Origin of the sequence: Pseudoalteromonas sp. S327 (assembly GCF_005886415.1) — a bacterium.
Taxonomy (GTDB): domain Bacteria; phylum Pseudomonadota; class Gammaproteobacteria; order Enterobacterales; family Alteromonadaceae; genus Pseudoalteromonas; species Pseudoalteromonas atlantica.
Window position 1 is genome coordinate 20,643 of the sequence record NZ_PNDP01000035.1, and the last position, 19,710, is coordinate 40,352.

24 protein-coding genes are annotated in these 19,710 nt (G+C 40.8%); 12 read left to right on the forward strand and 12 right to left on the reverse strand.

What is annotated here, in order from left to right:
• Nucleotides 1-3: 3 nt before the first annotated feature.
• From moaA to CWB60_RS11215, 7 genes are read left to right on the forward strand one after another with little or no spacing between them, the layout of a single operon-like run.
• On the forward strand, nucleotides 4-975 hold the full coding sequence (gene moaA, locus CWB60_RS11185; protein ID WP_138578246.1) for a GTP 3',8-cyclase MoaA: 972 nt from the start codon (nucleotides 4-6) through the stop codon (nucleotides 973-975).
• Between the two features lies 1 nt (nucleotide 976).
• Entirely contained in the window at nucleotides 977-1,603 is a 627-nt protein-coding gene (locus CWB60_RS11190) for a molybdenum cofactor guanylyltransferase (RefSeq protein WP_138578244.1), read from the forward strand.
• The gene (gene moaB / locus CWB60_RS11195) at nucleotides 1,600-2,139 is read left to right on the forward strand and encodes a molybdenum cofactor biosynthesis protein B (protein WP_004587753.1); all 540 of its coding nucleotides are present in this window, start codon (nucleotides 1,600-1,602) and stop codon (nucleotides 2,137-2,139) included. The genes CWB60_RS11190 and moaB overlap by 4 nt, the downstream gene beginning before the upstream one ends.
• A 1-nt stretch (nucleotide 2,140) precedes the next feature.
• Nucleotides 2,141-2,611: a cyclic pyranopterin monophosphate synthase MoaC gene (gene moaC, locus CWB60_RS11200; RefSeq protein ID WP_004587754.1), complete on the forward strand. Its 471-nt coding sequence runs from the start codon at nucleotides 2,141-2,143 to the stop codon at nucleotides 2,609-2,611.
• On the forward strand, nucleotides 2,589-2,888 hold the full coding sequence (locus CWB60_RS11205) for a MoaD/ThiS family protein (protein WP_138578242.1): 300 nt from the start codon (nucleotides 2,589-2,591) through the stop codon (nucleotides 2,886-2,888). Before moaC ends, CWB60_RS11205 begins: the two co-directional genes overlap by 23 nt.
• The gene (gene moaE, locus CWB60_RS11210; protein WP_138578240.1) at nucleotides 2,888-3,367 is read left to right on the forward strand and encodes a molybdopterin synthase catalytic subunit MoaE; all 480 of its coding nucleotides are present in this window, start codon (nucleotides 2,888-2,890) and stop codon (nucleotides 3,365-3,367) included. Before CWB60_RS11205 ends, moaE begins: the two co-directional genes overlap by 1 nt.
• Complete coding sequence (locus tag CWB60_RS11215) at nucleotides 3,368-4,012, forward strand: MOSC domain-containing protein (protein ID WP_138578238.1); 645 nt, start codon at nucleotides 3,368-3,370, stop codon at nucleotides 4,010-4,012. It abuts the gene before it with no gap.
• A gap of 57 nt (nucleotides 4,013-4,069) precedes the next feature.
• Here the strand turns inward: CWB60_RS11215 and CWB60_RS11220 are convergent, their stop codons facing one another.
• Together CWB60_RS11220 and metG are read right to left on the reverse strand one after the other, a co-directional pair.
• A complete protein-coding gene (locus CWB60_RS11220) occupies nucleotides 4,070-4,726 on the reverse strand; it encodes a bifunctional 4-hydroxy-2-oxoglutarate aldolase/2-dehydro-3-deoxy-phosphogluconate aldolase (protein WP_138578236.1) in 657 nt (218 codons plus the stop codon).
• Between the two features lie 258 nt (nucleotides 4,727-4,984).
• Nucleotides 4,985-7,006 (reverse strand): methionine--tRNA ligase, encoded by a 2,022-nt coding sequence (gene metG, locus CWB60_RS11225; RefSeq protein WP_064385641.1) that lies wholly within the window; start codon nucleotides 7,004-7,006, stop codon nucleotides 4,985-4,987.
• Nucleotides 7,007-7,193: 187 nt separating this feature from the next.
• Between metG and apbC the strand changes: the two genes are divergently transcribed.
• Nucleotides 7,194-8,270 carry an iron-sulfur cluster carrier protein ApbC gene (gene apbC / locus CWB60_RS11230; RefSeq protein WP_138578234.1) on the forward strand — a complete coding sequence of 359 codons (1,077 nt, stop codon included), beginning with the start codon at nucleotides 7,194-7,196 and terminating at the stop codon, nucleotides 8,268-8,270.
• A 6-nt stretch (nucleotides 8,271-8,276) separates the two neighbouring features.
• Nucleotides 8,277-8,864: a dCTP deaminase gene (dcd, locus tag CWB60_RS11235; protein WP_004587761.1), complete on the forward strand. Its 588-nt coding sequence runs from the start codon at nucleotides 8,277-8,279 to the stop codon at nucleotides 8,862-8,864.
• 92 nt (nucleotides 8,865-8,956) lie between these two features.
• On the opposite strand, the gene CWB60_RS11240 is transcribed toward dcd, so the two are convergent.
• From CWB60_RS11240 to CWB60_RS11250, 3 genes are all read right to left on the reverse strand, one after another.
• Nucleotides 8,957-9,616, reverse strand: a complete 660-nt coding sequence (locus CWB60_RS11240) for a type IV pili methyl-accepting chemotaxis transducer N-terminal domain-containing protein (protein WP_138578232.1) — start codon at nucleotides 9,614-9,616, stop codon at nucleotides 8,957-8,959.
• A gap of 98 nt (nucleotides 9,617-9,714) precedes the next feature.
• Nucleotides 9,715-10,497, reverse strand: coding sequence for a CLCA_X family protein (locus tag CWB60_RS11245; RefSeq protein ID WP_138578230.1), 783 nt, complete (start codon nucleotides 10,495-10,497; stop codon nucleotides 9,715-9,717).
• A gap of 16 nt (nucleotides 10,498-10,513) precedes the next feature.
• Nucleotides 10,514-11,110 carry a tRNA-uridine aminocarboxypropyltransferase gene (locus CWB60_RS11250; RefSeq protein ID WP_138578228.1) on the reverse strand — a complete coding sequence of 199 codons (597 nt, stop codon included), beginning with the start codon at nucleotides 11,108-11,110 and terminating at the stop codon, nucleotides 10,514-10,516.
• Nucleotides 11,111-11,247: 137 nt separating this feature from the next.
• Between CWB60_RS11250 and CWB60_RS11255 the strand changes: the two genes are divergently transcribed.
• A complete protein-coding gene (locus CWB60_RS11255; RefSeq protein ID WP_029772072.1) occupies nucleotides 11,248-11,592 on the forward strand; it encodes an Hpt domain-containing protein in 345 nt (114 codons plus the stop codon).
• Nucleotides 11,593-11,855: 263 nt separating this feature from the next.
• Complete coding sequence (locus CWB60_RS11260) at nucleotides 11,856-13,073, forward strand: pyridoxal phosphate-dependent aminotransferase (protein ID WP_004587766.1); 1,218 nt, start codon at nucleotides 11,856-11,858, stop codon at nucleotides 13,071-13,073.
• Nucleotides 13,074-13,157: 84 nt separating this feature from the next.
• Here the strand turns inward: CWB60_RS11260 and CWB60_RS11265 are convergent, their stop codons facing one another.
• The 4 genes from CWB60_RS11265 to CWB60_RS11280 form a co-directional block, all read right to left on the reverse strand.
• Nucleotides 13,158-13,625, reverse strand: a complete 468-nt coding sequence (locus tag CWB60_RS11265; protein WP_004587767.1) for an outer membrane lipoprotein — start codon at nucleotides 13,623-13,625, stop codon at nucleotides 13,158-13,160.
• 217 nt (nucleotides 13,626-13,842) lie between these two features.
• Nucleotides 13,843-14,460 (reverse strand): penicillin-binding protein activator LpoB, encoded by a 618-nt coding sequence (gene lpoB, locus CWB60_RS11270; protein WP_024032666.1) that lies wholly within the window; start codon nucleotides 14,458-14,460, stop codon nucleotides 13,843-13,845.
• Between the two features lie 11 nt (nucleotides 14,461-14,471).
• A complete protein-coding gene (locus CWB60_RS11275) occupies nucleotides 14,472-14,897 on the reverse strand; it encodes a YcfL family putative periplasmic lipoprotein (protein WP_024032667.1) in 426 nt (141 codons plus the stop codon).
• A gap of 8 nt (nucleotides 14,898-14,905) precedes the next feature.
• Entirely contained in the window at nucleotides 14,906-16,270 is a 1,365-nt protein-coding gene (locus CWB60_RS11280; protein ID WP_138578226.1) for a COG3014 family protein, read from the reverse strand.
• Between the two features lie 383 nt (nucleotides 16,271-16,653).
• Between CWB60_RS11280 and CWB60_RS11285 the strand changes: the two genes are divergently transcribed.
• Nucleotides 16,654-17,526: a DMT family transporter gene (locus CWB60_RS11285; RefSeq protein WP_054982394.1), complete on the forward strand. Its 873-nt coding sequence runs from the start codon at nucleotides 16,654-16,656 to the stop codon at nucleotides 17,524-17,526.
• Nucleotides 17,527-17,545: 19 nt separating this feature from the next.
• Here the strand turns inward: CWB60_RS11285 and CWB60_RS11290 are convergent, their stop codons facing one another.
• The 3 genes from CWB60_RS11290 to CWB60_RS11300 are packed head-to-tail and all read right to left on the reverse strand — an operon-like array spanning nucleotide 17,546 to nucleotide 19,706.
• Complete coding sequence (locus CWB60_RS11290; RefSeq protein WP_138578224.1) at nucleotides 17,546-18,232, reverse strand: M15 family metallopeptidase; 687 nt, start codon at nucleotides 18,230-18,232, stop codon at nucleotides 17,546-17,548.
• Nucleotides 18,232-19,362: a succinyl-diaminopimelate desuccinylase gene (gene dapE / locus CWB60_RS11295; RefSeq protein WP_138578222.1), complete on the reverse strand. Its 1,131-nt coding sequence runs from the start codon at nucleotides 19,360-19,362 to the stop codon at nucleotides 18,232-18,234. Before dapE ends, CWB60_RS11290 begins: the two co-directional genes overlap by 1 nt.
• Complete coding sequence (locus tag CWB60_RS11300) at nucleotides 19,362-19,706, reverse strand: ArsC family reductase (RefSeq protein ID WP_054982397.1); 345 nt, start codon at nucleotides 19,704-19,706, stop codon at nucleotides 19,362-19,364. Before CWB60_RS11300 ends, dapE begins: the two co-directional genes overlap by 1 nt.
• Nucleotides 19,707-19,710 lie beyond the last annotated feature (4 nt).

Genomic DNA, 19,710 nt, shown 5'->3' on the forward strand with positions numbered 1-19,710 from the left:
CATATGCTTAATGATCAATTTGGTCGGCAGTTTAACTATTTGCGCCTCTCAATTACCGATGTGTGTAACTTTAGTTGCACCTATTGTTTACCAAACGGGTATCAGTGCGATACCCCGCGTAACTTTTTAAATAAAAACGAAATAAACACCTTAGTTAATGCATTTGCTTCACTTGGCACAAAAAAAGTGCGCATTACGGGCGGTGAGCCGTGTTTACGCAGTGACGTAACCGAGATTATAAAGCAATGTAAAAACACCCCAGGCATAGAAAAAGTCGCCATAACAACCAATGGTTTTAACTTATTTAATAAAATTGATGAGTTTTACAGCGCTGGCCTAGATGCCCTAAACATTAGTATAGATAGCTTAAACCCGAGCATGTTTAAATTAATTACAGGACACGACAAGCTAACTCATATTTTAAAAGGGATAGACCGGGCAATTGAGCTGGGCATAAAAGATATAAAAATAAATGCAGTGCTGGCTAAGCAATTTAATAAAAACCAATTAAATGATTTTTTAGACTGGGTAAAACATAAAAAAGTAACGGTACGCTTTATTGAATTAATGGAAACAGGTAATGGTGTCACCTTTTTTGAACAAAATCATTTAAGCGGGCTAAGTGTTAAAACGCAGCTTTTAGCACAAGGTTGGTTACAGGTAGTAAGAGGTAAATTAAACGGCCCTGCAGAGGAGTTTTGTCACCCCGATTTTGAGGGGCGCATTGGCTTAATTATGCCCTACAGTAAAGATTTTTGTAAAAGCTGTAACCGATTAAGAGTATCGTCATTAGGCAAATTACATTTGTGCTTGTTTGCCGAGCAGGGAATAGATTTACGCCCGCATTTAAATGCCCAAGATATGCCAGCCACTGTAAATGCGATTCAAGCGGCAATGGGCAATAAAACCATTAGCCATGAGCTTGATAAGCGCTTAACGGGCGCCACAACCCATTTAGCTATGTTGGGCGGCTAAAATGAGTAATAAAGCCGTGTTTACAGGGGTTGTACTCGCTGGTGGGCAATCATCCAGAATGGGCAGCGATAAAGCAAACCTCATTTTAAAAAATAAAACCTTACTGCAAAATGCATGTGAGTTATTAACAGCAGCAGGAGCAAGTGATGTACTTATAAGCCGTAATGTACAAAGTGTAACTGCTCAATACATAGCTGATATATACCCAGGTTCTGGCCCGCTTGGCGGGATTTATTCAACCTTAATGGCAACAGAGCAGGATATACTTGTAACCGCTGTTGATATGCCATTGCTTACTTGCACGTTATTATCGCAAATTGTATCTGCAGCAAGCGATAATTCCCACTTTCAAACAAATCAGCCACAAATACATGCGTGGCACTTTGAAAATGAACCGTTACCCCTGTATATTCGTAACACCCAAAGCGTTAAACGTCATTTAAAACAATTACTCATAAACGTAAATAGTCATAAATCAATTAAACAGTTTACCCGTAGTATTGGGGTGCAAACGTTAAAATGTAATAAAGCGCATGCACTTGTTAATACCAACACACCGGCGCAATTTAAAGCTGTTAACGAGCAATTTGACCAACACAAACCTAATTTATTGAGAAGAACCCTATGAGCCACACAACTGAGTCACAAATCGCATTAAACATTGCCGTAATGACAGTAAGCGATACACGCGATGAAATTACGGATACTTCAGGCCATTATTTAATTAAAGCCCTTACTGAAGCAGGCCATCACTTAGCGGATAAAGACATAGTTAAAGATGATGTTTACCAAATGCGAGCAGTTGCATCGCAGTGGATTGCCGATGACACCATTCACGCCATTTTAGTAACCGGAGGTACAGGCTTTACCGAGCGCGACTCAACACCAGAGGCATTTGCACCGCTGTTTGATAAAAGCGTAGATGGATTTGGCGAGCTATTTAGGCATATTTCTTACGGTGAAATTGGTAACTCAACTATTCAATCGCGTGCGTTGGCGGGTCTTGCCAATAACACCGTTATTTTTTGTATGCCTGGCTCTACGGGCGCATGTAAAACAGCCTGGACAGGTATTATAAAAGATCAGTTAGACTCAATGCACAAGCCATGTAACTTTGCACCGCATATTACTATTGGTAAAAAATGCGAATCGCGAGAGCAATAATATGCTGAGCCACGTAGATGAAAACGGCCAAGCAAACATGGTTGATGTATCGCTAAAAGAGGTCACTCTGCGCGATGCATCTGCCGAGGCCTACATTAAAATGAGCAAACAGGCTTTTGAGCAAGTGTTGCTTAATCAAAATAAAAAAGGTGACGTGCTAGGCGTTGCCCGAATTGCGGGTATTCAGGGCGCTAAAAAGTGCGCTGATTTAATTCCGCTTTGTCACCCGCTGGCACTGAGTAAAGTAGCCGTTGATTTTGAACTTGATGAAGCAAATAGCCAAATTAAAGTCACCAGCTACTGTAAATTGGCGGGTAAAACGGGCGTTGAAATGGAAGCGCTCACCGCTGTATCTGTGGCGACCCTTACATTATTTGATATGTGTAAAGCCGCCGATCCGCTTATGGAAATACACGGTATGCGTGTAACGCAAAAAGCAGGAGGCAAGCATGGTAGCTGGCAGCGTGACTAATTTAAATGATACTGATGCAGCTGCAGGGCATGTAAACGTACTGTTTTTTGGCCAACTAAAAGAGCGCCTAAAGTGCGATAAGTTAACCGTTGATATAGCGCATACCCTTAGCATTAAAGCGTTTAAACACATGCTGGTTGAGCAAAACCCGCATTGGCAAGCATGGCTTGAAGAGCGTGATGTATTGTGTGCGCTTAATCAAACTATGTCATCAAGCGATGAGCTAGTAAAAGCAGGGGATGAACTTGCTTTTTTCCCACCAGTGACAGGTGGCTAATGAGTATAAGTATTAACGTACAAACGCACGATTTTTCAGTAGGCGAGCAACATGGCGCACTTTGCAGTAATAACAAAAGTGATGGTGCCGTAGTGACGTTTACAGGGCTGGTGCGAGAATTTAGCAGCGGCGATAACGTAATTGCACTTGAGCTTGAACACTACCCAGGGATGACTGAGCAACTACTGCAATCTATAGCCGAACAAGCGCAAACACGCTGGCAACTTGCCCGCATAAGCATTATTCATCGAGTCGGTTATTTAGCCCTTGGTGAGCAAATTGTATTTGTTGGCGTAACTAGCCGCCACCGCCAAGCCGCGTTTGAAGGCGCACAGTTTATTATGGATTACTTAAAAAACCACGCCACGTTTTGGAAAAAAGAGCATTTTAAAGATTCCTCAAACTGGGTTGAGTTTAAACAAAGCGACAAGGAAGCACTGGATAAATGGCAAAGTATCGAACAGGATGCAATTAAGTAAATGCATATAATCTCTACCAACATCTCTAAAATAAAAACGGTTGAGCATAACGGCAAGAAGGTTAAAACGGGCATATTTAAAGCGCCAACCAATGAGCCGGTTGTTATTGAAAAGCTAAATATAATAGGTGATGAACAAGCCGATTTAGTCAATCATGGCGGGGTGGATAAAGCGGTTTATGCGTTTTCGCACAATCATTACGATTATTGGAAGCGCACCCTAAAAAATGATGATTTAGCTGTTGGTGCCTTTGGCGAAAACTTCACAATTTCAGAGCTTGATGAGCAAAATATTCATATAGGCGATCGTATTCGTATAGGTACTGCACTGCTTGAAGTAAGCCAGCCCCGTGTACCGTGCTTTAAATTGGCTATTGCACTTAATAATAAACAAAGCCTAAGATTGTTTACTCAGTATTACCACACGGGTGTTTATTTTAGAGTGCTTGAGCAAGGTGTTGCTAAAACGGGCGATGTCGTGACTATTGAACATAAAGCTGAGCATAACATTTCGGTTAAAACGTTGTTTCAGGCCTTTTTTGATAAACAATACCCAGATTATGAAAACGTATTATTAGCAGCACTTGAACTACCTGAGCTTGCACTTGAGTGGCAAACTAAAATCAAAAAGAAATTGGGGAGTTAAAAGAACGCTATTAAAGCTGTATTACCCTTAATAAAAGCTCACTTTTAGCTGTATTATTTAGTTTGTTAAGTGAGCGACCGCTGATATGTATTTACACACCAATTGGCTTAATGTGTCGTATTGCTGTTTGTTATTTACCGGCCTACTAAAATCGCTACTTACCGCCACTGCGCATGCCCCCGCTGCAAACCAATGTGTTAAGTTGTCTAAATTAATGCCGCCTACGGGCATTAATGGCACATCAGAAAAAGGCCCCGTTAGCGCTTTAAAGTAATTAATCCCCATACTGCCTGCAGGAAAAACCTTAATAATATCGGCGTTATACTCTATGGCATTAGCAACATCGGTAGGGGTGAGTGCGCCCATTAATACAGGTAAACCATGGCGGTGGGCAAGCTCTACCACGGCTTGATTAGTATTTGGTGTAACTATAAATTGCGCACCGGCATCAATGGCTTGTTGCGCAAGGGCGGTGTTAATTATTGTGCCTGCGCCAATGAGTGTACTTTTATAAGCAGCCCGTGCTTTTGCTATTTCTTGCTCAAAGCCAGGTGTATTTGAGGTGATTTCTAGTGCGTTAATGCCTGCATTAACTAAGCAATTAATTAATGGGGCTACATCGCTTTGTTGCTTTAAGCGAAGTATAGCAACTAACTTATGTTGCTTAATTTGGTTGCTTATTTTTATTCTGTTGGCATTTAAAATTTGGCTCATAATGTCACTTCACTTTATTTAACCCAGACTCACACGTGTAATAGCAATCGGCAATAATACTTAATTATTTTGGGGCTAAACGCGTTAAAAAGCTCTCACTTTTATCATTTTGAATAATTAAATAGCGAGTTTTTGTCTAGTTATCAACACGCTTTTGCACCCTCAAAATAGCACACTTAATTAAGCGAATTGGTATTAACGTTTCTTTTCTCATAAAAAAAACCGCTGAAATATCAGCGGTTTTTTATAAGTAATAAATTACATTACACGCATGCCTGGCTCTGAGCCATCGTCTGGGTTAAGAATGTAAATTTCTTTACCGCCAGGGCCTGCAGCTAATACCATACCCTCTGACATACCAAAGCGCATTTTACGAGGTTTAAGGTTTGCAACCATTACAGTCAGTTTGCCTTCAATGTCTTCTGGTGCGTAAGCCGATTTAATACCAGCAAACACTTGGCGTGTTTCGCCGCCTAAATCCAGCGTAAGTTTAAGTAGCTTGTCGGCGCCTTCTACATGCTCTGCTTTAGCAATTTTAGCAACGCGTAAGTCAACTTTTGCAAAGTCATCAAATTCAATTTCATCCGCAATTGGCTCTTTTGCCAGTGGGCTATTAGGGTCAATTGTTACTTTTGATTCTAGGCTTTCTTTTGATTCTTCAACCATTTTGTTCACTTTATCCATTTCTACACGTTGCATGAGCGGCTTAAATTTATTGATAGGGTGTGCAACAAGAGCGTTTTGAACGCCATCCCATGCTAAGTCGTCATTTAAAAAGGCTTCTACGTTTGCAGCCATACCTGGTAATACAGGTTTTAAATAGGTAATTAAAACACGGAACAAGTTAAGGCCAAGCGAGCACACTTCGTGCGCTTCTTGCTGTTTTGCTTCATCTTTAATGAGTACCCATGGCGCTGCGGCATCAATAAATTGGTTTGCTTTGTCGGCTAGGGCCATAATTTCACGAATCGCGCGGCTGTATTCACGGTTTTCATAGTGGGCAGTAATGCTCGGTGCAGCAGCTTGAAATTCTTCAAGTAGTTCTGGCTGCATAATTGTGCTACTTAATTTACCGTCAAACTTTTTAGTAATAAAGCCTGCACAGCGGCTTGCTATGTTTACTACTTTACCTACTAGGTCTGAATTTACACGTTGTGCAAAGTCTTCTAGGTTTAAATCAAGGTCAATAATACCGCTGTTTAATTTAGCTGCGTAGTAATAACGTAAGTACTCTGGGTCTAGGTTATCAAGGTAAGTACGTGCTTTTATAAACGTACCCTTTGATTTAGACATTTTTTCGCCATTGACGGTTACAAAGCCATGTGCAAACACGTTAGTTGGCTTTCTAAAATTAGCGCCCTCTAGCATGGCTGGCCAAAATAAGCTGTGGAAGTAAATAATGTCTTTACCAATAAAGTGATAAAGCTCAGCATCAGAACCTTCAGCCCAAAATGCATCAAAGTCGAGGCCTTTTTCGTCACATAGATTTTTAAAGCTTGCCATGTAGCCAATTGGCGCATCTAGCCATACGTAAAAGTATTTGCCCGGTGCATTTGGAATTTCAAAACCAAAGTAAGGCGCATCGCGGCTAATATCCCACTGTTGCAGGCCATCGGTAAACCACTCATCTAACTTATTCGCCATTTCTTGCTGAATAGAGCCCGAGTGTAGCCACTCTTTAAGCATGCCTTCAAATGCTGGCAGGTCAAAAAAGTAATGCTCTGAATCTTTTAAAATTGGCTCTGCACCTGACATTACCGAGCGCGGGTTTATTAATTCGGTTGGGCTGTAAGTTGCGCCACACGAGTCACAGCTATCGCCATTTTGGTTTTCAGACTTACACGTTGGGCAAGTGCCTGTTACAAAGCGATCTGGTAAAAATATGCCTTTTTCAGGGTCGAATAACTGTGAAATAGTGTGCTTTTTAATATGGCCCGCATCATTAAGGCGGTTATAAATAAGCTCACTCAGCTCTTTATTTTCTGAGCTGTGGGTGCTGTGGTATTTATCAAACTTGATGTTAAAGTCGGCAAAGTCGCGCTGGCGTTCAATGCTTACATTTTTAACCATTTCTTCAGGCGTGATCCCTTGCTTTTGCGCATTAAGCATAATTGGCGTGCCGTGAGCATCGTCGGCGCAAACATAATAAGCTTCGTGGCCTTGTAGCTTTTGAAAACGTGACCAAATATCAGTTTGAATATATTCCAATAAATGGCCTAAGTGAGTAGGGCCATTTGCATAAGGTAATGCGCTGGTAATGAGGATCTTTCGCTGCGTCATAATCATTCCGAATTGAGGATAAACCACCATTTTTACTACAAAAAAGGCGGTTATCATTAATTTATCCATAAGCTTTGGACTAACGGTACGCGCAGCTTATGGATTTTTGTTAATTGACTGGTGTTAATGCCCTGAATGTTACATAATTCTGTGGCACTTTTCATCAAAGAAACGCTATTTAATTGCTATGTTTGGACTGTCGAAACTATTCTCCTCTAAATCGGTGCAAAAACAACCGATTATTACTGCCTTAGCGGCGTATCGAAGCGCGGCATTTGCCGTAGGTATTGATGAAAGTTTTATTGATACCATTTCGCAAAATGACGATAAATCAATACACATTAAAATAACGCTGCCATTTGCGGCTCAATCAGAAATGCCGTTAGTTGAGCAGCACGTAAGTGAAAGTATAAATACACCGGTTACCATAGACTCTGTGGTGACTATAAAAGAGCCTGCAAAGTTTAAAGCCATTAAACACATTGTGCTGATTGCCTCAGGTAAAGGGGGGGTAGGAAAATCCACTACCGCTGTAAATTTAGCTGGGGCGCTTAAAAGCGAAGGCGCAAAAGTAGGGATTTTAGATGCTGATATTTATGGGCCATCTATTCCTATGTTATTGGGGCTTGTAGGCGCAGAGCCGCAAACCAAAGATAACAAACTGCTTCAGCCATTTGATGCCAACGGCATTAAAGCGCAATCAATCGGCTTTTTAGTGCCAAGTGATGACGCAACGGTATGGCGAGGGCCAATGGCATCGGGAGCGCTCAACCAATTATTAAACGAAACTGATTGGGGCGAACTTGATTATTTAATTGTTGATATGCCACCGGGTACGGGCGATATACAGCTAACAATGAGCCAAAAAGTGCCTGCCAGCGGCACTGTTATTGTGACTACGCCACAAGATTTAGCCCTTGCCGATGCGCAAAAAGGCATTGCAATGTTTAATAAAGTTAACGTACCTGTGCTTGGGCTTATAGAAAATATGAGTCACTACATTTGTAGCCACTGCGGTGAAGCCAACCATGTATTTGGCAAAGATGGCGCAGAAAAACTTGCCCATAAACACGGCGTACCGGTGTTAAGCCATATTCCACTTGCCATAAATATTCGTGAATACTCAGAGCAAGGTAAATTAATCGCCAGCGATACCAGCGCGGCTATTAGCAACACATACAGCGCAGCGGCAAGACTGATTGCCAGCACGCTTTTTTATCAGCAGCACCAACACAGTGTTGAGATAGTGATAACGCAGGACTAAGAAAAAATGAGACTCTCAGATACCCATATTAAAGAATATTTAAGCGATGGCCGCATAGTGATTGAGCCTGCGCCGACTAATGAAATGATTTCGGGTGTGACAGCCGATTTGCGTTTAGGGAACAAATTTAGAACCTTTAACGCACATAACGCAGCGTACGTAGATTTAAGTGGCCCTAAAGATCAGTTAAATAAGGCTATGGAATCAATAATGAGTGAAGAGATTGAGCTTGCCGACGGCGAAGCTTTCTTTTTACACCCAGGTGAGCTGGCATTGGCCATTACGCATGAAAAAGTAACACTTCCTGCCGACATAGTAGGCTGGTTAGATGGTCGTTCATCACTTGCCCGCTTAGGTTTGATGGTGCATGTAACAGCGCACAGAATCGACCCAGGTTGGAGCGGCAATATTGTTTTAGAATTTTATAACTCAGGTAAGTTACCACTAGCGCTGCGCCCAATGATGAAAATTGGTGCAATGAGCTTTGAAATGCTTTCAGGACCCTGCGAAAACCCTTATAACATTCGTAAAGATGCAAAATATAAAGATCAAAGTAGTGCGGTAGCAAGCCGCATTAGCGACGATAACCTATAACAATATAAAACTATTAAGCGTTTAAAGGGCTTTTTTTGCTAGCTTAAACGCTTAATAATTTATGCCAATGTGCATTATTGCTTACACTGATATTAAATGTGTTTTTTATTTCTGGCTTTATAAACGAGTAAAAACTCGACTAATATAGATAATAAAATAACTATAATTACAATGCCTTGAATAGTGTGCAGCCTTTTAACCCTGTCAACACTCTCTTTTTCGTACTGCATAACTACCGTATTAAACGCTTTTAAAAGCGGCTCTTTTGCTAAAGAAAAAAAGCTTTCTTGCACTGTATCTAAATTAAGTGTTTGTGTTTTTAACTTTAGTACTTCTTCAACTCTATCTGAAAACATACTTAATTTTTTATCGACATTAACAGGCTCTTTAAAATACATTGCTAACAACTCGTTAGATAGCGGGCTTTCATCGCCTAATACTTGCGCCCCATAATGCTCACTTAATAAGTATTTATGATTATTTTTTAAAGAGTTTAAAGCATTAATGGCCAGTAATTTAGAATCCTGCGAGCCATACATTAAGTACTCTAAAGTAAACATGATCACCCGTTGCGAAAGCATTCTTTGTTGACCACTTACATTTACGAGTTTTCCAGTATCGGTTTGCGCTTCAATGACTTCATCAAGCATAAAGTGAATACAGATAGATAAAATTGCAATTACAGTTAAGGGAACAATATAAACAAAAGAGATAGCGCCATGCTTTTTATTTGTAAAATCAGTATTTACCATTTAATTGCTACTTAATTTAAAATTATTAATGCTTTAGGATAGGATAGATTAAATATAAGATTTTTCACGTAATTAAAGTTTACAAGGTAGTTTGTGGCTTATTGAGATTTATGAAGTGCATAACCCAGTAGTTCAAAATACTTATTAAGCGCTTCATTTGCCTTATTAACATGTTGAGCACTTGGGTATATCAAGTTACTGCTTTTTAAGCCACTAACCAAAAAGCTATTTTGAATAGTGCTGTGAGCATCTATACAGGCTTCAAAGCAGCGTGCTGCAAGCTCCTCAGGCATACTCATATAATGCATGTTTTGCGCTTTATCGAACGTAATGCAGCGTTGTACGTAATTATTGGCGTTTGCGCCGCTTTCATCTAAAAACACGCTTTGGTAAAACTTATCGAGTGCACTATTTAGCGGATGGGCTAAATTAGGCGTGTTAGCAAGCCACAGCTTTGAAGCAAAACCAAAGCGAGGTTTTGCATTAAATAAATGCTCGCTTATATGATGATCAAACGCATGAAACCATTCGTGAGCCAATGCGCCACCGCCGGCGTTTTTTGCTAAAGCAAGGGTTTGTGAAGCTGCGTTATAATGCGCTTGGACGCCTTTTTGACCGCCATGCCCAAAGGCAAAATTTAGTTTGCCGCGCAGGCCAATAGCTTTGGGCGGTAAATGTAATATTTGAGCAAGGTCGGCGAGGGCATCGTAAATTAAGTTTGCACTAATAAAATGCTCTTCTTTGGTCACCCATTTTCCTACAACCATAGATCTAAAGCCAAAGGTGTCTCTAATATCACTAAAGTCAACTTGGTCGTCAAAGCGGTAGTCTGGCCCTTTACGAATGAATCCGCGTTTTAATCTGTTTGGGTAATTACGCATTTACATTTAATGGTGGCTAATTTAAGTAACGTGCTTTTACGTGTTCGGGCATGTGTTGGGTTTGTTTTTGTATTAATTCGTCTAATAAATTGTAAAGCGGGGCAGGGTTTAGCTGCTCTATTAACAACAAACTATGTGCAACGGCCTCAAGCGTAGAAAGACTGTCGGCTCTGGGGGCTTTTCTAATAGCGTAACGGCTTTGCGGTAACTGCTTAAAGCTCACTGTTTTAAATTTAGTGAGTAGCGGGGTCAGCTGCAAAATTTTATAGGCTTTTTTCCAGGTGCCATCAATCACGATTAAATGCGTAATGTTACTTAAGGCTTGCTTTGGGTTTGTATCATCTAAGTTGGTGGCGTGCTCATTAGGGTAGAGCAGTACCGTGGACTTAACAGGTAAAGAGTTGAGCATGGCAAAGTCGGTGTTATTTTCCCCTTTGATTATTTTGCAGTCAGTTAGGCTTAAATTAAGCAATTTTGCCGTGTTTTTCGCTATTTTTTCTTCACTGGGGTGTTGTAGAATAACCACGCTAACTTTATTTGTTAAACGTTTAATGGCCCCGCATATACAGGTAGAGGGCGTAAACAAACAGCGTTCACAAACTTGGCGAGTCATTAATTAAACTTTTTATTGCGAGTGTATTTTGATAATTATACATTTATAAAGTAATAAAGTTGGATTTTTTTACGCATAGATATACAGTAATACTATTAATTATAAAATGACACGGAATGTTTAGAAGGGCTTAAAATATGACAGAAGTACAAATAGATGAGGCTGCTCTAGAAAGTATGCATTCGTTACTTGGTGAGCAGTTTAAAGATACACTTGAATTTTGCTGCAGTGAATTTGAGCGCCTTGGTAATGAAGTAATTGCAACCATTGGTAACGATAAAGAAGCGGCGATTCGTCATGCCCATAGTTTAAAGTCGAACGCGGCTCAGTTTGGTGCCACGAGTTTATCTGATGTAGCCCGTGATATTGAGCTTAATCTAAATCAAGATAACTTAGCGCAAGCTGTTACTGCATCTACAGATTTATTGGCGCAAGTAAGTGGTTCGCAGGCCCAATTAAGAGCGTGGGTAGAGTCTAATTAACTTTATTTGTTAACGTGAATTTATTTCAGTATTAAGCAACTAATTACGCTGGCATTTTACGCCTTTACTAGGGTAGTCTTAGACTTTACTAGGGCGTGTTTGGCCTCTCGATAATAAATTTGATCACGCATTGCCCAAGGGCCACCCTTGGGCTAGTAACACAATTTTACCGAGCCCATTAGGTTATAACCCTCACATTGAACAAACCCACTCCTAGTTAATTATTTTTTTCCATAAAGCCAGTTCGCCCCAAAGAGGTAAAAATGTCAGATATTAAAAAGAGTCACAAATTAGAAGGTGTATGTTATGACATTCGTGGACCGGTTTTAGCGCAAGCCAAAAAAATGGAAGACGAAGGTCAAAAGGTACTAAAGCTTAATATTGGTAACCCTGCGGCGTTTGGTTTTGATATGCCAGAGGACATGCACCGCGATATTATTCGTAATTTGTATTCGGCCCAAGGCTACTGCGACTCTAAGGGGTTATATTCAGCCCGTGTAGCGGTTTATCAGCATTACCAGCAACGAGGTTTACATAACTTAGATGTAGATAATATTTATATTGGTAATGGGGTGAGCGAGCTTATTCAAATGATCACCCAAGCGTTATTAAATAACGATGATGAAGTGCTTATTCCTGCGCCTGATTACCCTCTGTGGACCGCGTCAGTTAAATTAGCAGGCGGCAACCCTGTTCATTATTTATGTGATGAAGAGCAAGACTGGTTTCCGGATATTGCTGATATAAAAAGTAAAATTACGTCTAAAACAAAAGCGCTTGTACTAATTAACCCTAATAACCCAACCGGGGCGGTTTATAGTGACGATTTACTTTTAGAGTTAATTAATGTGGCGCGCGAGCATAAGCTGTTACTGCTTAGCGATGAAATTTACGAAAAGATTTTATACGATGGCATCACTCACACCTCAATTGGTGCGCTATGCGACGATGTGCCCATTATTACCTTTAATGGCTTAGCTAAAACTTACCGTGCAGCGGGTATTCGTATGGGCTGGATGGTACTAAGCGGGCGCACTTCTGCAATGGAAGATTTACGTAAAGGGCTAGATATTTTATCGTCTATGCGTTTGTGTGCCAATGTACCCGCGCAATATGCGATACAACAAGCGCTAGGGGGCGTGCAATCAATAGATAGCTTAATCGACCCAGGCGGGCGATTATATGTTCAGCGCGATATTGCTTGGCGTGGGCTTAATGCTATTGAAGGGATAAGCTGTAAAAAGCCAAAAGGGGCGCTTTACGCGTTTGCTAAGGTAGATACGGCTCATTTTAATGTCACTGATGATGAAAAAATGATGTTTGATTTACTAAAAGCAGAAAAAATATTATTAGTGCATGGGCGTGCATTTAATTGGCCAGAGCCTGATCACTTTAGGTTAGTGTTTTTACCTAACAAAGACGATTTATCGAGTGCGATGCTTAAAATGCAGCGCTTTTTTAAAGACTATCGCCAAGTTTAGTTAATCCCAACTAATGCGCTGTAAAATAAAAAACGAGCTTAATTAGCTCGTTTTTTATTTACGCGATAATGCTGATAGGGCTTATTAGTACGCGCGGTCAACTCTTACGGTATTATCACTTAAATAGACCAACCGTACGTTATCACCTTTACTAAAGCGCATTGACTGGTCTTGGTCTTGTACCACCATGTATTGATCGCCGTTTTCTACCTGAATCAATAACTCTACTAGGTGTGTTTGCTTATAATAGCTTTTTTGCTGATTATTATGCGCCACGCTTCCGCCAATGACTGAGCCTAAAATAGTGGCGACGGTACGACCGCTCCCACCACCAAATTGATTACCGACAACACCCCCGAGTAGGGCGCCGCCAAAGGTTTTCCAGCCATTGTTTTTGTCTTGCACAAGCTCTTGTTCGGTAATTTTACGTACAGATTTTACATCGCCAAATAAAACCTGTTGTACAGGCACGGCTTTGTTTCGCTCATAGTTAGCAAAACTTGGTGCACTGAGTGTAAGCAATGCACACATTGCTATGGTTAAGGCTTTCATAGGTCTCTCCTGTTGGTGTTACGCAAAGGCGATATTTTGCCTTTGCGTGGATATGTATACCAATGCGCAAAAATACTTAATCATTTTGCGGCTAAACGTGTCGCTACCTGCGTTAAAAAATTCTCATTTAAAACAACTAAACAGTCATTTTTTTCCTAGTTATCAACGCGTTTAACTAGCCTCAAAATAGATCAGTTAATTAAGCGAATTGGTATTATTACCAACCAAATGTCGATTTTTCTTTCGTTTTACGAATTTCAGTTTCGTCTGCCCACTCTACTAGGCCGCTTTGCATATCCATTAAGCGCATTGTAAATTTGTAATACACATCTGATTTATCAGCATTTGATTTAACAATGCTCGATAAGTTGCCGTACAACATGTATTGCGCACCAATTTGTTTACCAAAGGCAACTGCGGTGGCAGGGTTTACAAGGGCATCTTCGTTTTGAAAGTTAAGCTGCTCACGTACTGATTCAACACGGGTCATGTCAACAAAACGAAACTTACCGCTGCGCAACAGTTGCGTAGAGATTGAGTCGGTAATAGATTCAGTGTCTATGTGTTCACTGGTTTTATTTTTAATGCGCTCAACAAATACCACAGGGCGTTTGTTTTGGGTCATTGTACCAATAACCGGCGAGCTGAGTAGTGAGTCGGTCATTTGGCTGGCTACTTTTTGTAAATCGGTAGAGCCAAAGTTTATATCGGTGGTTTCTACTGCTTGCGCGTCGCCATAACTAACTACGGCTTTATTGGCACAACCGCTTAAAATGAGGGCGCTGAGGCCAATAACTGCATAACTCGATAACGTTTTAAATTGTGTAGTGATCATTTTTATAACCCTTATTCTTTAAATTCTTGTGCGTCGGTAGACACTTCTCTTACAGCGAGCGAAAATGTAACCGCATCCGGTGTTGGCGCTAAGCCGGGTAATTGTGTTTTAGAAAAACCAAACAGTGTTAAGGCTTGCCAAGGTGAGTGGTTTCCTTTAATTACAAACCCGTCTTTGTCGTACCAATTAAACTGATACTGTAAATATTGCGACTTTTTATATTGGCTGCTTAGTGTTACTACCACGTCGGTTAACTGGTTTGTTTGGCGTGTTTTAACATCGGTAATGGCAAGCTTTTCACCTAGAGCAGGATTATCAACATGTAACTGCTCGTTAAATGTATTTTTGCTTTGCTCAACCGAAATGCCTGATGTATCAGGTTGGCTTGCACATGCCCCAAGCATTAATGCAGCCACTAATGGCAAAGTATATTTCATGATGACTCCTAGAGTTGAACCACATGGTAGTTAAAATAGTTATTAATAGAGGTTAGGTAAATTAAGGTTAACCCTTGCTTACTAACGGTAAAATTAATAGGCGCATGGTTGCCTATTAAAAGTGTATGCGACCCTGCATTTAAACTGCTACGTGCCATGCTTATTTGATTAGGTAAAGTAAGCCAGCTACGTGTATCAGCCTGCTCAGACGCCAAATTATAAATATTAGCAATAATATTGCCTACATCGCCTGTGCTACGTGCCAGCTCTGCGCGCACTTTTTCTTTGGCTACTAAGCGTAGTACTTGCCTAGATACGCGAGCCGGTATTTGTTGCTCTAATGTTTTAGCCGCTAATGCTTCTATATGCACTAATGGGTTGAGCTCTAAATTTTGCGAACCTATATTTACGCCATTAATATTAGTTATAAACGCATTATCTTTATAAACCGGCATTGCTAAACTGTAAAAACGCGCATCGCCACCTGAGGTATAAATAGGCAAGCGTAATTTAAATTCATCTTGTTTAGGCACTAAGCCTTGTTCAACCAATATAACCACTTCACCGTGATTAGCATGAAGGGGCTTTAATGGGCTAAAGCAGCGCTCAAACTCTTCTAAATCTTGATTAAAACCTTGCTTTTTAGCTAATCGCATTACATCTTGCTGTAAGTAGTGATTGTCAGGTTGAATCTCTAATGCTTTTTTATAATCAATGTAGGCATCATCGTATTGTTTATCACTTTGGTACAACAGCGCAGATAAATAAAACGTAAAGGCATTTTGAAAACCATTTTTAATACCGCGTGTCACATTACTCATACTTGGGTAATGCTGTTGTGCTTGCTCTATTGTGTCGTTTATTTGTGTTTGATTATCTGCAAGTGCATCGACTTGTACTTTGTTAGCGCGACGTATTTCAACCAAGGCGCCTTCTAAATCACTGTTGTATACATAATTAAGTGCTTTGTAGCTATGTAGCATGCTCATTTCATATGCCGGTGGTACATAGGTAATAGCAGAGTCGTTAGTGAATAAGGCGTTACTTTGTTCAAGCCCTGCACTTAATTGAATTTTTGCTGCTTCTCGTTTTGTTTGTACCTGGGCGTATACGTTTTCAAATTGTTGTTGTGAAAGACTTTGCTCGTTAGCAAGGTCTTTTAAACGGGCTTGCTCTAATTGGTTAAGTAAATAGCTACTGTGTAACTTACTATTGTTGGCAATAAGTGATTGAGCCTGTTCAATATTGTTATTTTGAATTGCGTTTCTTACAGGCGTCATTTGGCTTGCATAGTCGTTAAATAAATCATTAAAGCCTATGGTGCTGCATCCACTTAATATAAAACAAACACTTAAAATTATACTTTGGCGCACTGAGCACTCCTATATAGTTAGGTTTTAAAGATTAACATACTCTGGTTTTGGATTTGTGTGAAATAGTGTAAAAAAGCGTAGCCTACTTTAGGGCATATAGACCTGTGAGGATTTAAAAATCATTCTCCCTAAGGTCAGCGCGCGTTAGTTAAATTACGTGTATTTAAGGTAGGCAAATCATCATGAATAGCTTGTGAATACCAGAGGGTAGACGCGTAATTACAGCAATTTAGCAGTATATAAAGTTATAATGCTGCGAATAAGATTAGAGTAATTACAACAATACCGCTTTACAGCTAAATGGCTCAGCTGTTTAAATACAGCGCTGGCTGAGCAAGCCAATTTAAAGCATCTCATTATAAGGTTTTAGTTAAGGAGCGATTTTGAAAGCCACTTTATACACCCTCGTTGCATTAATAGCCTTTGCGGCAAATTCTTTACTTTGCCGTATGGCGTTAGCGCAAGGTTATATTGATGCGTGGAATTTTACAATTATCAGGCTCGTAAGTGGTGCCGTGTGTTTAGGCTTAATTATGGCTGTATATACGTATAACCTTAAGCGTAAGGGGGCGCTTAATGACGCTATTTTAAGTGATACCGGAAGTTGGCGAAGCAGTATTAGTTTATTGGTATATGCACTTTGTTTTTCTATTGCTTATATAGAGCTAGATACAGGCACCGGTGCGCTTATTTTATTTTCAGCGGTGCAACTTACCATGATTGGTTGGGGCATATATAAAAAAGAGCAGCTAAGTAAATTGCAGTGGGGGGCTTTTTTTGTCGCGTTAGCTGGGTTTGTGTATTTAATGTTGCCCTCTGCCGCTGTGCCTTCTTTGTTAGGGGCCTCGCTTATGGCGTTAAGTGGCGTTGCATGGGGCGTTTACAGTATACGCGGTAAAGCGTGTGTATCGCCGCTGCGGACCACCGCCTTTAACTTTATTAGAAGCTTAGTGGCTATTCCTGTTTTATTACTTGTAGCAATAGGCTATTTAAAAACAGTAAGTATGCAAGGGGTGTTACTAGCGTGCGCCTCGGGTGCCATTGCATCAGGCATTGGTTACAGTATTTGGTATGTGGCCATGCCGCTACTAAAAAGCACGCAAGCGGCGGTCGTACAGTTATGTGTGCCTGTACTGGCTGCTATCGCTGGTATGTTGTTTTTATCTGAGCAGGTAACAGTGGAGTTTATTATTGCAAGCTCACTAATACTCGGCTCGGTATTGGTGTTTATATTAAATAAGCATACAGCGCGGTAATGCCAAGAAAAGCCCGCTATTAAGGCGGGCTTACATTTGTTATAAAACGTTTATATACCGCTGGTAAATTATCTAAAATAGCTGACTTACCCTCTAAATCGCTGTTGCTTATACATTCGTAAAGCATCGCTTCGCTCAATGTGTTTACTAACCGCTGAGATTGCTTAATATGGCTAATATGCCAAAGTTCAGGTGCTACGCCGCCTAAATCCTGTTTGTAGGGGCGATAAAAACCATATTTAGCTAGATTTTTATCAAGCCACTGGCTGAGTGGCGCAAATGGCCCACCATGTTGGTATTCATCAGGGGTAAGTTGCAGCTTATAATCATCGCTAATTGCGGCGGTATCATACACATCAAGGTCGGTTCCTAAATGATGCCGACTAGCCCCTGGCATGGCAGAGTAAAGCATAATAGCCGTGCATTTTTCCAGTTCATTTAGCTTGCTTAAATCCACTATCTGTTGCTGTTTATTAAAAACAGGGCGTATACCTAAAAACTTGTTATTCCAAATCATAGCTTGGCGATTAAAATCGCGAAAACTTGAGGCAATAGTCAGCTCAAAACCAGCGTTTTTAGCGCCATTTTGCAGGGCTAAAAAGTCATCAATAATATCAGTATGTAACCGATGCGATTGAATCTCAGTGAGATGTGTATCACTTTGTCCAGTGATACACATTGCTAATGTATTGGTATCGAGTGCCATTAGGTTAACAATTGCTCTAAAATTTGCTCGTAAATATCAGCTAAAGCGATTAAATCATCGGTGCTTACACATTCATCTACTTTATGAATAGTGGCGTTGCGCGGGCCTAGTTCAATCACTTTTGCGCCTGTTTGCGCTATAAAGCGCCCATCTGATGTACCCCCGGTGGTTTCGAGGTTAGTGGTTAAGCCCGTGACAGATTTAATCGCATTTACGGTGGCATCAACTAACGGGCCATGCTCGGTAATAAACGGCAAGCCATTTACTATCCAGCTTAATTCGTAGTTTAAGTCATACGTTTGTAAAATAGCATTAACCCGTTCTTGTAGTTGCTGATGAGTTACTTCGGTACTAAATCTAAAATTAAATTGCACCTCAAGCTCGCCCGGTATGACATTCCCGGCCCCCGTGCCACCATTTATATTTGATACCTGGAAGCTGGTTGCAGGGAAAAATTCATTGCCGTTGTCCCACACGGTTTGGCTAAGTTCAGTAATAGCGGGGGCAGCCAAATGAATTGGGTTTTGCGCTAAGTGGGGGTAGGCTACATGGCCTTGCACACCTTTTACTTTTAAAAAGCCAGTAAGGGAGCCACGACGGCCATTTTTTACTACATCACCGAGTACATCTCGCGATGAAGGCTCACCCACTAAGCACATATCAATTTTTTCACCACGTGCTTCAAGCGTGTCTATTACTTTGGTTGTGCCGTTGATAAAGGGGCCTTCTTCATCGGAGGTAATTAAAAATGAGATAGAGCCTTTATGATCAGGGTTTTTAGCCACAAAGCGCTCAGTAGCAACAAGCATTGCTGCCAGAGAGCCCTTCATATCCGCTGCGCCTCGGCCATGCAGCAAACCATCTTCAATTAAGCCTGAAAATGGCGGGTGCTGCCAGTTTTGTGCAGGTCCTGTAGGGACTACATCAGTATGGCCTGCAAAACAAAAGTGTGGCGACTGGTTTCCTTTTCGGGCCCATGTATTGAGTGTATCGGTAAAAAATAATGACTCAATATTAAAGCCTAGGGCTTTTAAACGCTCGTTCATCATTGATTGGCAACCCGCATCTTCAGGGGTTACCGACTCGCGCTGAATAAGCGCTTGTGCAAGTGCAATTACTTCATGTGTCATTATTTAAATATCTCATCGTATTGCGCTGCTTTAAAGCCTAAGTGGTAGCTGTTGTTATTAACAAGTACTGGGCGCTTGATCATAGCTGGTTGCTCTACAAGTAATGTTATAGCAGTGTCTTTGCTTAGGTTTTGCTTTTGCTCATCACAGAGTGCACGATAGGTTGTACCACGCTTATTAACTAATTGCTCCCAGTCAATATGCTCAGCAAATTCGCTTACAAGCTGCTCGTTTACACCGTCTTTTCGGTAATCGTGAAAGGTAAAATCTATGTTGTTGTCGGCGAGGTATTTTTTGGCTTTTTTAATGGTATCGCAATTACTAATGCCGTAAAGAGTGATCATAGGT

Coding starts and splice junctions, on each gene's coding strand:
- metG (WP_064385641.1), bottom strand. CDS start 7,006: ATGACGCAGCGAAAGATCCTCATTACCAGCGCATTACCTTATGCAAAT.
- CWB60_RS11240 (WP_138578232.1), bottom strand. CDS start 9,616: ATGGTAAATACTGATTTTACAAATAAAAAGCATGGCGCTATCTCTTTT.
- moaE (WP_138578240.1), top strand. CDS start 2,888: ATGAGTATAAGTATTAACGTACAAACGCACGATTTTTCAGTAGGCGAG.
- moaA (WP_138578246.1), top strand. CDS start 4: ATGCTTAATGATCAATTTGGTCGGCAGTTTAACTATTTGCGCCTCTCA.
- lpoB (WP_024032666.1), bottom strand. CDS start 14,460: ATGATCACTACACAATTTAAAACGTTATCGAGTTATGCAGTTATTGGC.
- CWB60_RS11290 (WP_138578224.1), bottom strand. CDS start 18,232: ATGGCACTCGATACCAATACATTAGCAATGTGTATCACTGGACAAAGT.
- dcd (WP_004587761.1), top strand. CDS start 8,277: ATGAGACTCTCAGATACCCATATTAAAGAATATTTAAGCGATGGCCGC.
- dapE (WP_138578222.1), bottom strand. CDS start 19,362: ATGACACATGAAGTAATTGCACTTGCACAAGCGCTTATTCAGCGCGAG.
- CWB60_RS11255 (WP_029772072.1), top strand. CDS start 11,248: ATGACAGAAGTACAAATAGATGAGGCTGCTCTAGAAAGTATGCATTCG.
- moaC (WP_004587754.1), top strand. CDS start 2,141: ATGCTGAGCCACGTAGATGAAAACGGCCAAGCAAACATGGTTGATGTA.
- CWB60_RS11205 (WP_138578242.1), top strand. CDS start 2,589: ATGGTAGCTGGCAGCGTGACTAATTTAAATGATACTGATGCAGCTGCA.
- CWB60_RS11265 (WP_004587767.1), bottom strand. CDS start 13,625: ATGAAAGCCTTAACCATAGCAATGTGTGCATTGCTTACACTCAGTGCA.
- CWB60_RS11245 (WP_138578230.1), bottom strand. CDS start 10,497: ATGCGTAATTACCCAAACAGATTAAAACGCGGATTCATTCGTAAAGGG.
- CWB60_RS11215 (WP_138578238.1), top strand. CDS start 3,368: ATGCATATAATCTCTACCAACATCTCTAAAATAAAAACGGTTGAGCAT.
- CWB60_RS11300 (WP_054982397.1), bottom strand. CDS start 19,706: ATGATCACTCTTTACGGCATTAGTAATTGCGATACCATTAAAAAAGCC.
- CWB60_RS11190 (WP_138578244.1), top strand. CDS start 977: ATGAGTAATAAAGCCGTGTTTACAGGGGTTGTACTCGCTGGTGGGCAA.
- CWB60_RS11250 (WP_138578228.1), bottom strand. CDS start 11,110: ATGACTCGCCAAGTTTGTGAACGCTGTTTGTTTACGCCCTCTACCTGT.
- CWB60_RS11260 (WP_004587766.1), top strand. CDS start 11,856: ATGTCAGATATTAAAAAGAGTCACAAATTAGAAGGTGTATGTTATGAC.
- moaB (WP_004587753.1), top strand. CDS start 1,600: ATGAGCCACACAACTGAGTCACAAATCGCATTAAACATTGCCGTAATG.
- apbC (WP_138578234.1), top strand. CDS start 7,194: ATGTTTGGACTGTCGAAACTATTCTCCTCTAAATCGGTGCAAAAACAA.
- CWB60_RS11275 (WP_024032667.1), bottom strand. CDS start 14,897: ATGAAATATACTTTGCCATTAGTGGCTGCATTAATGCTTGGGGCATGT.
- CWB60_RS11220 (WP_138578236.1), bottom strand. CDS start 4,726: ATGAGCCAAATTTTAAATGCCAACAGAATAAAAATAAGCAACCAAATT.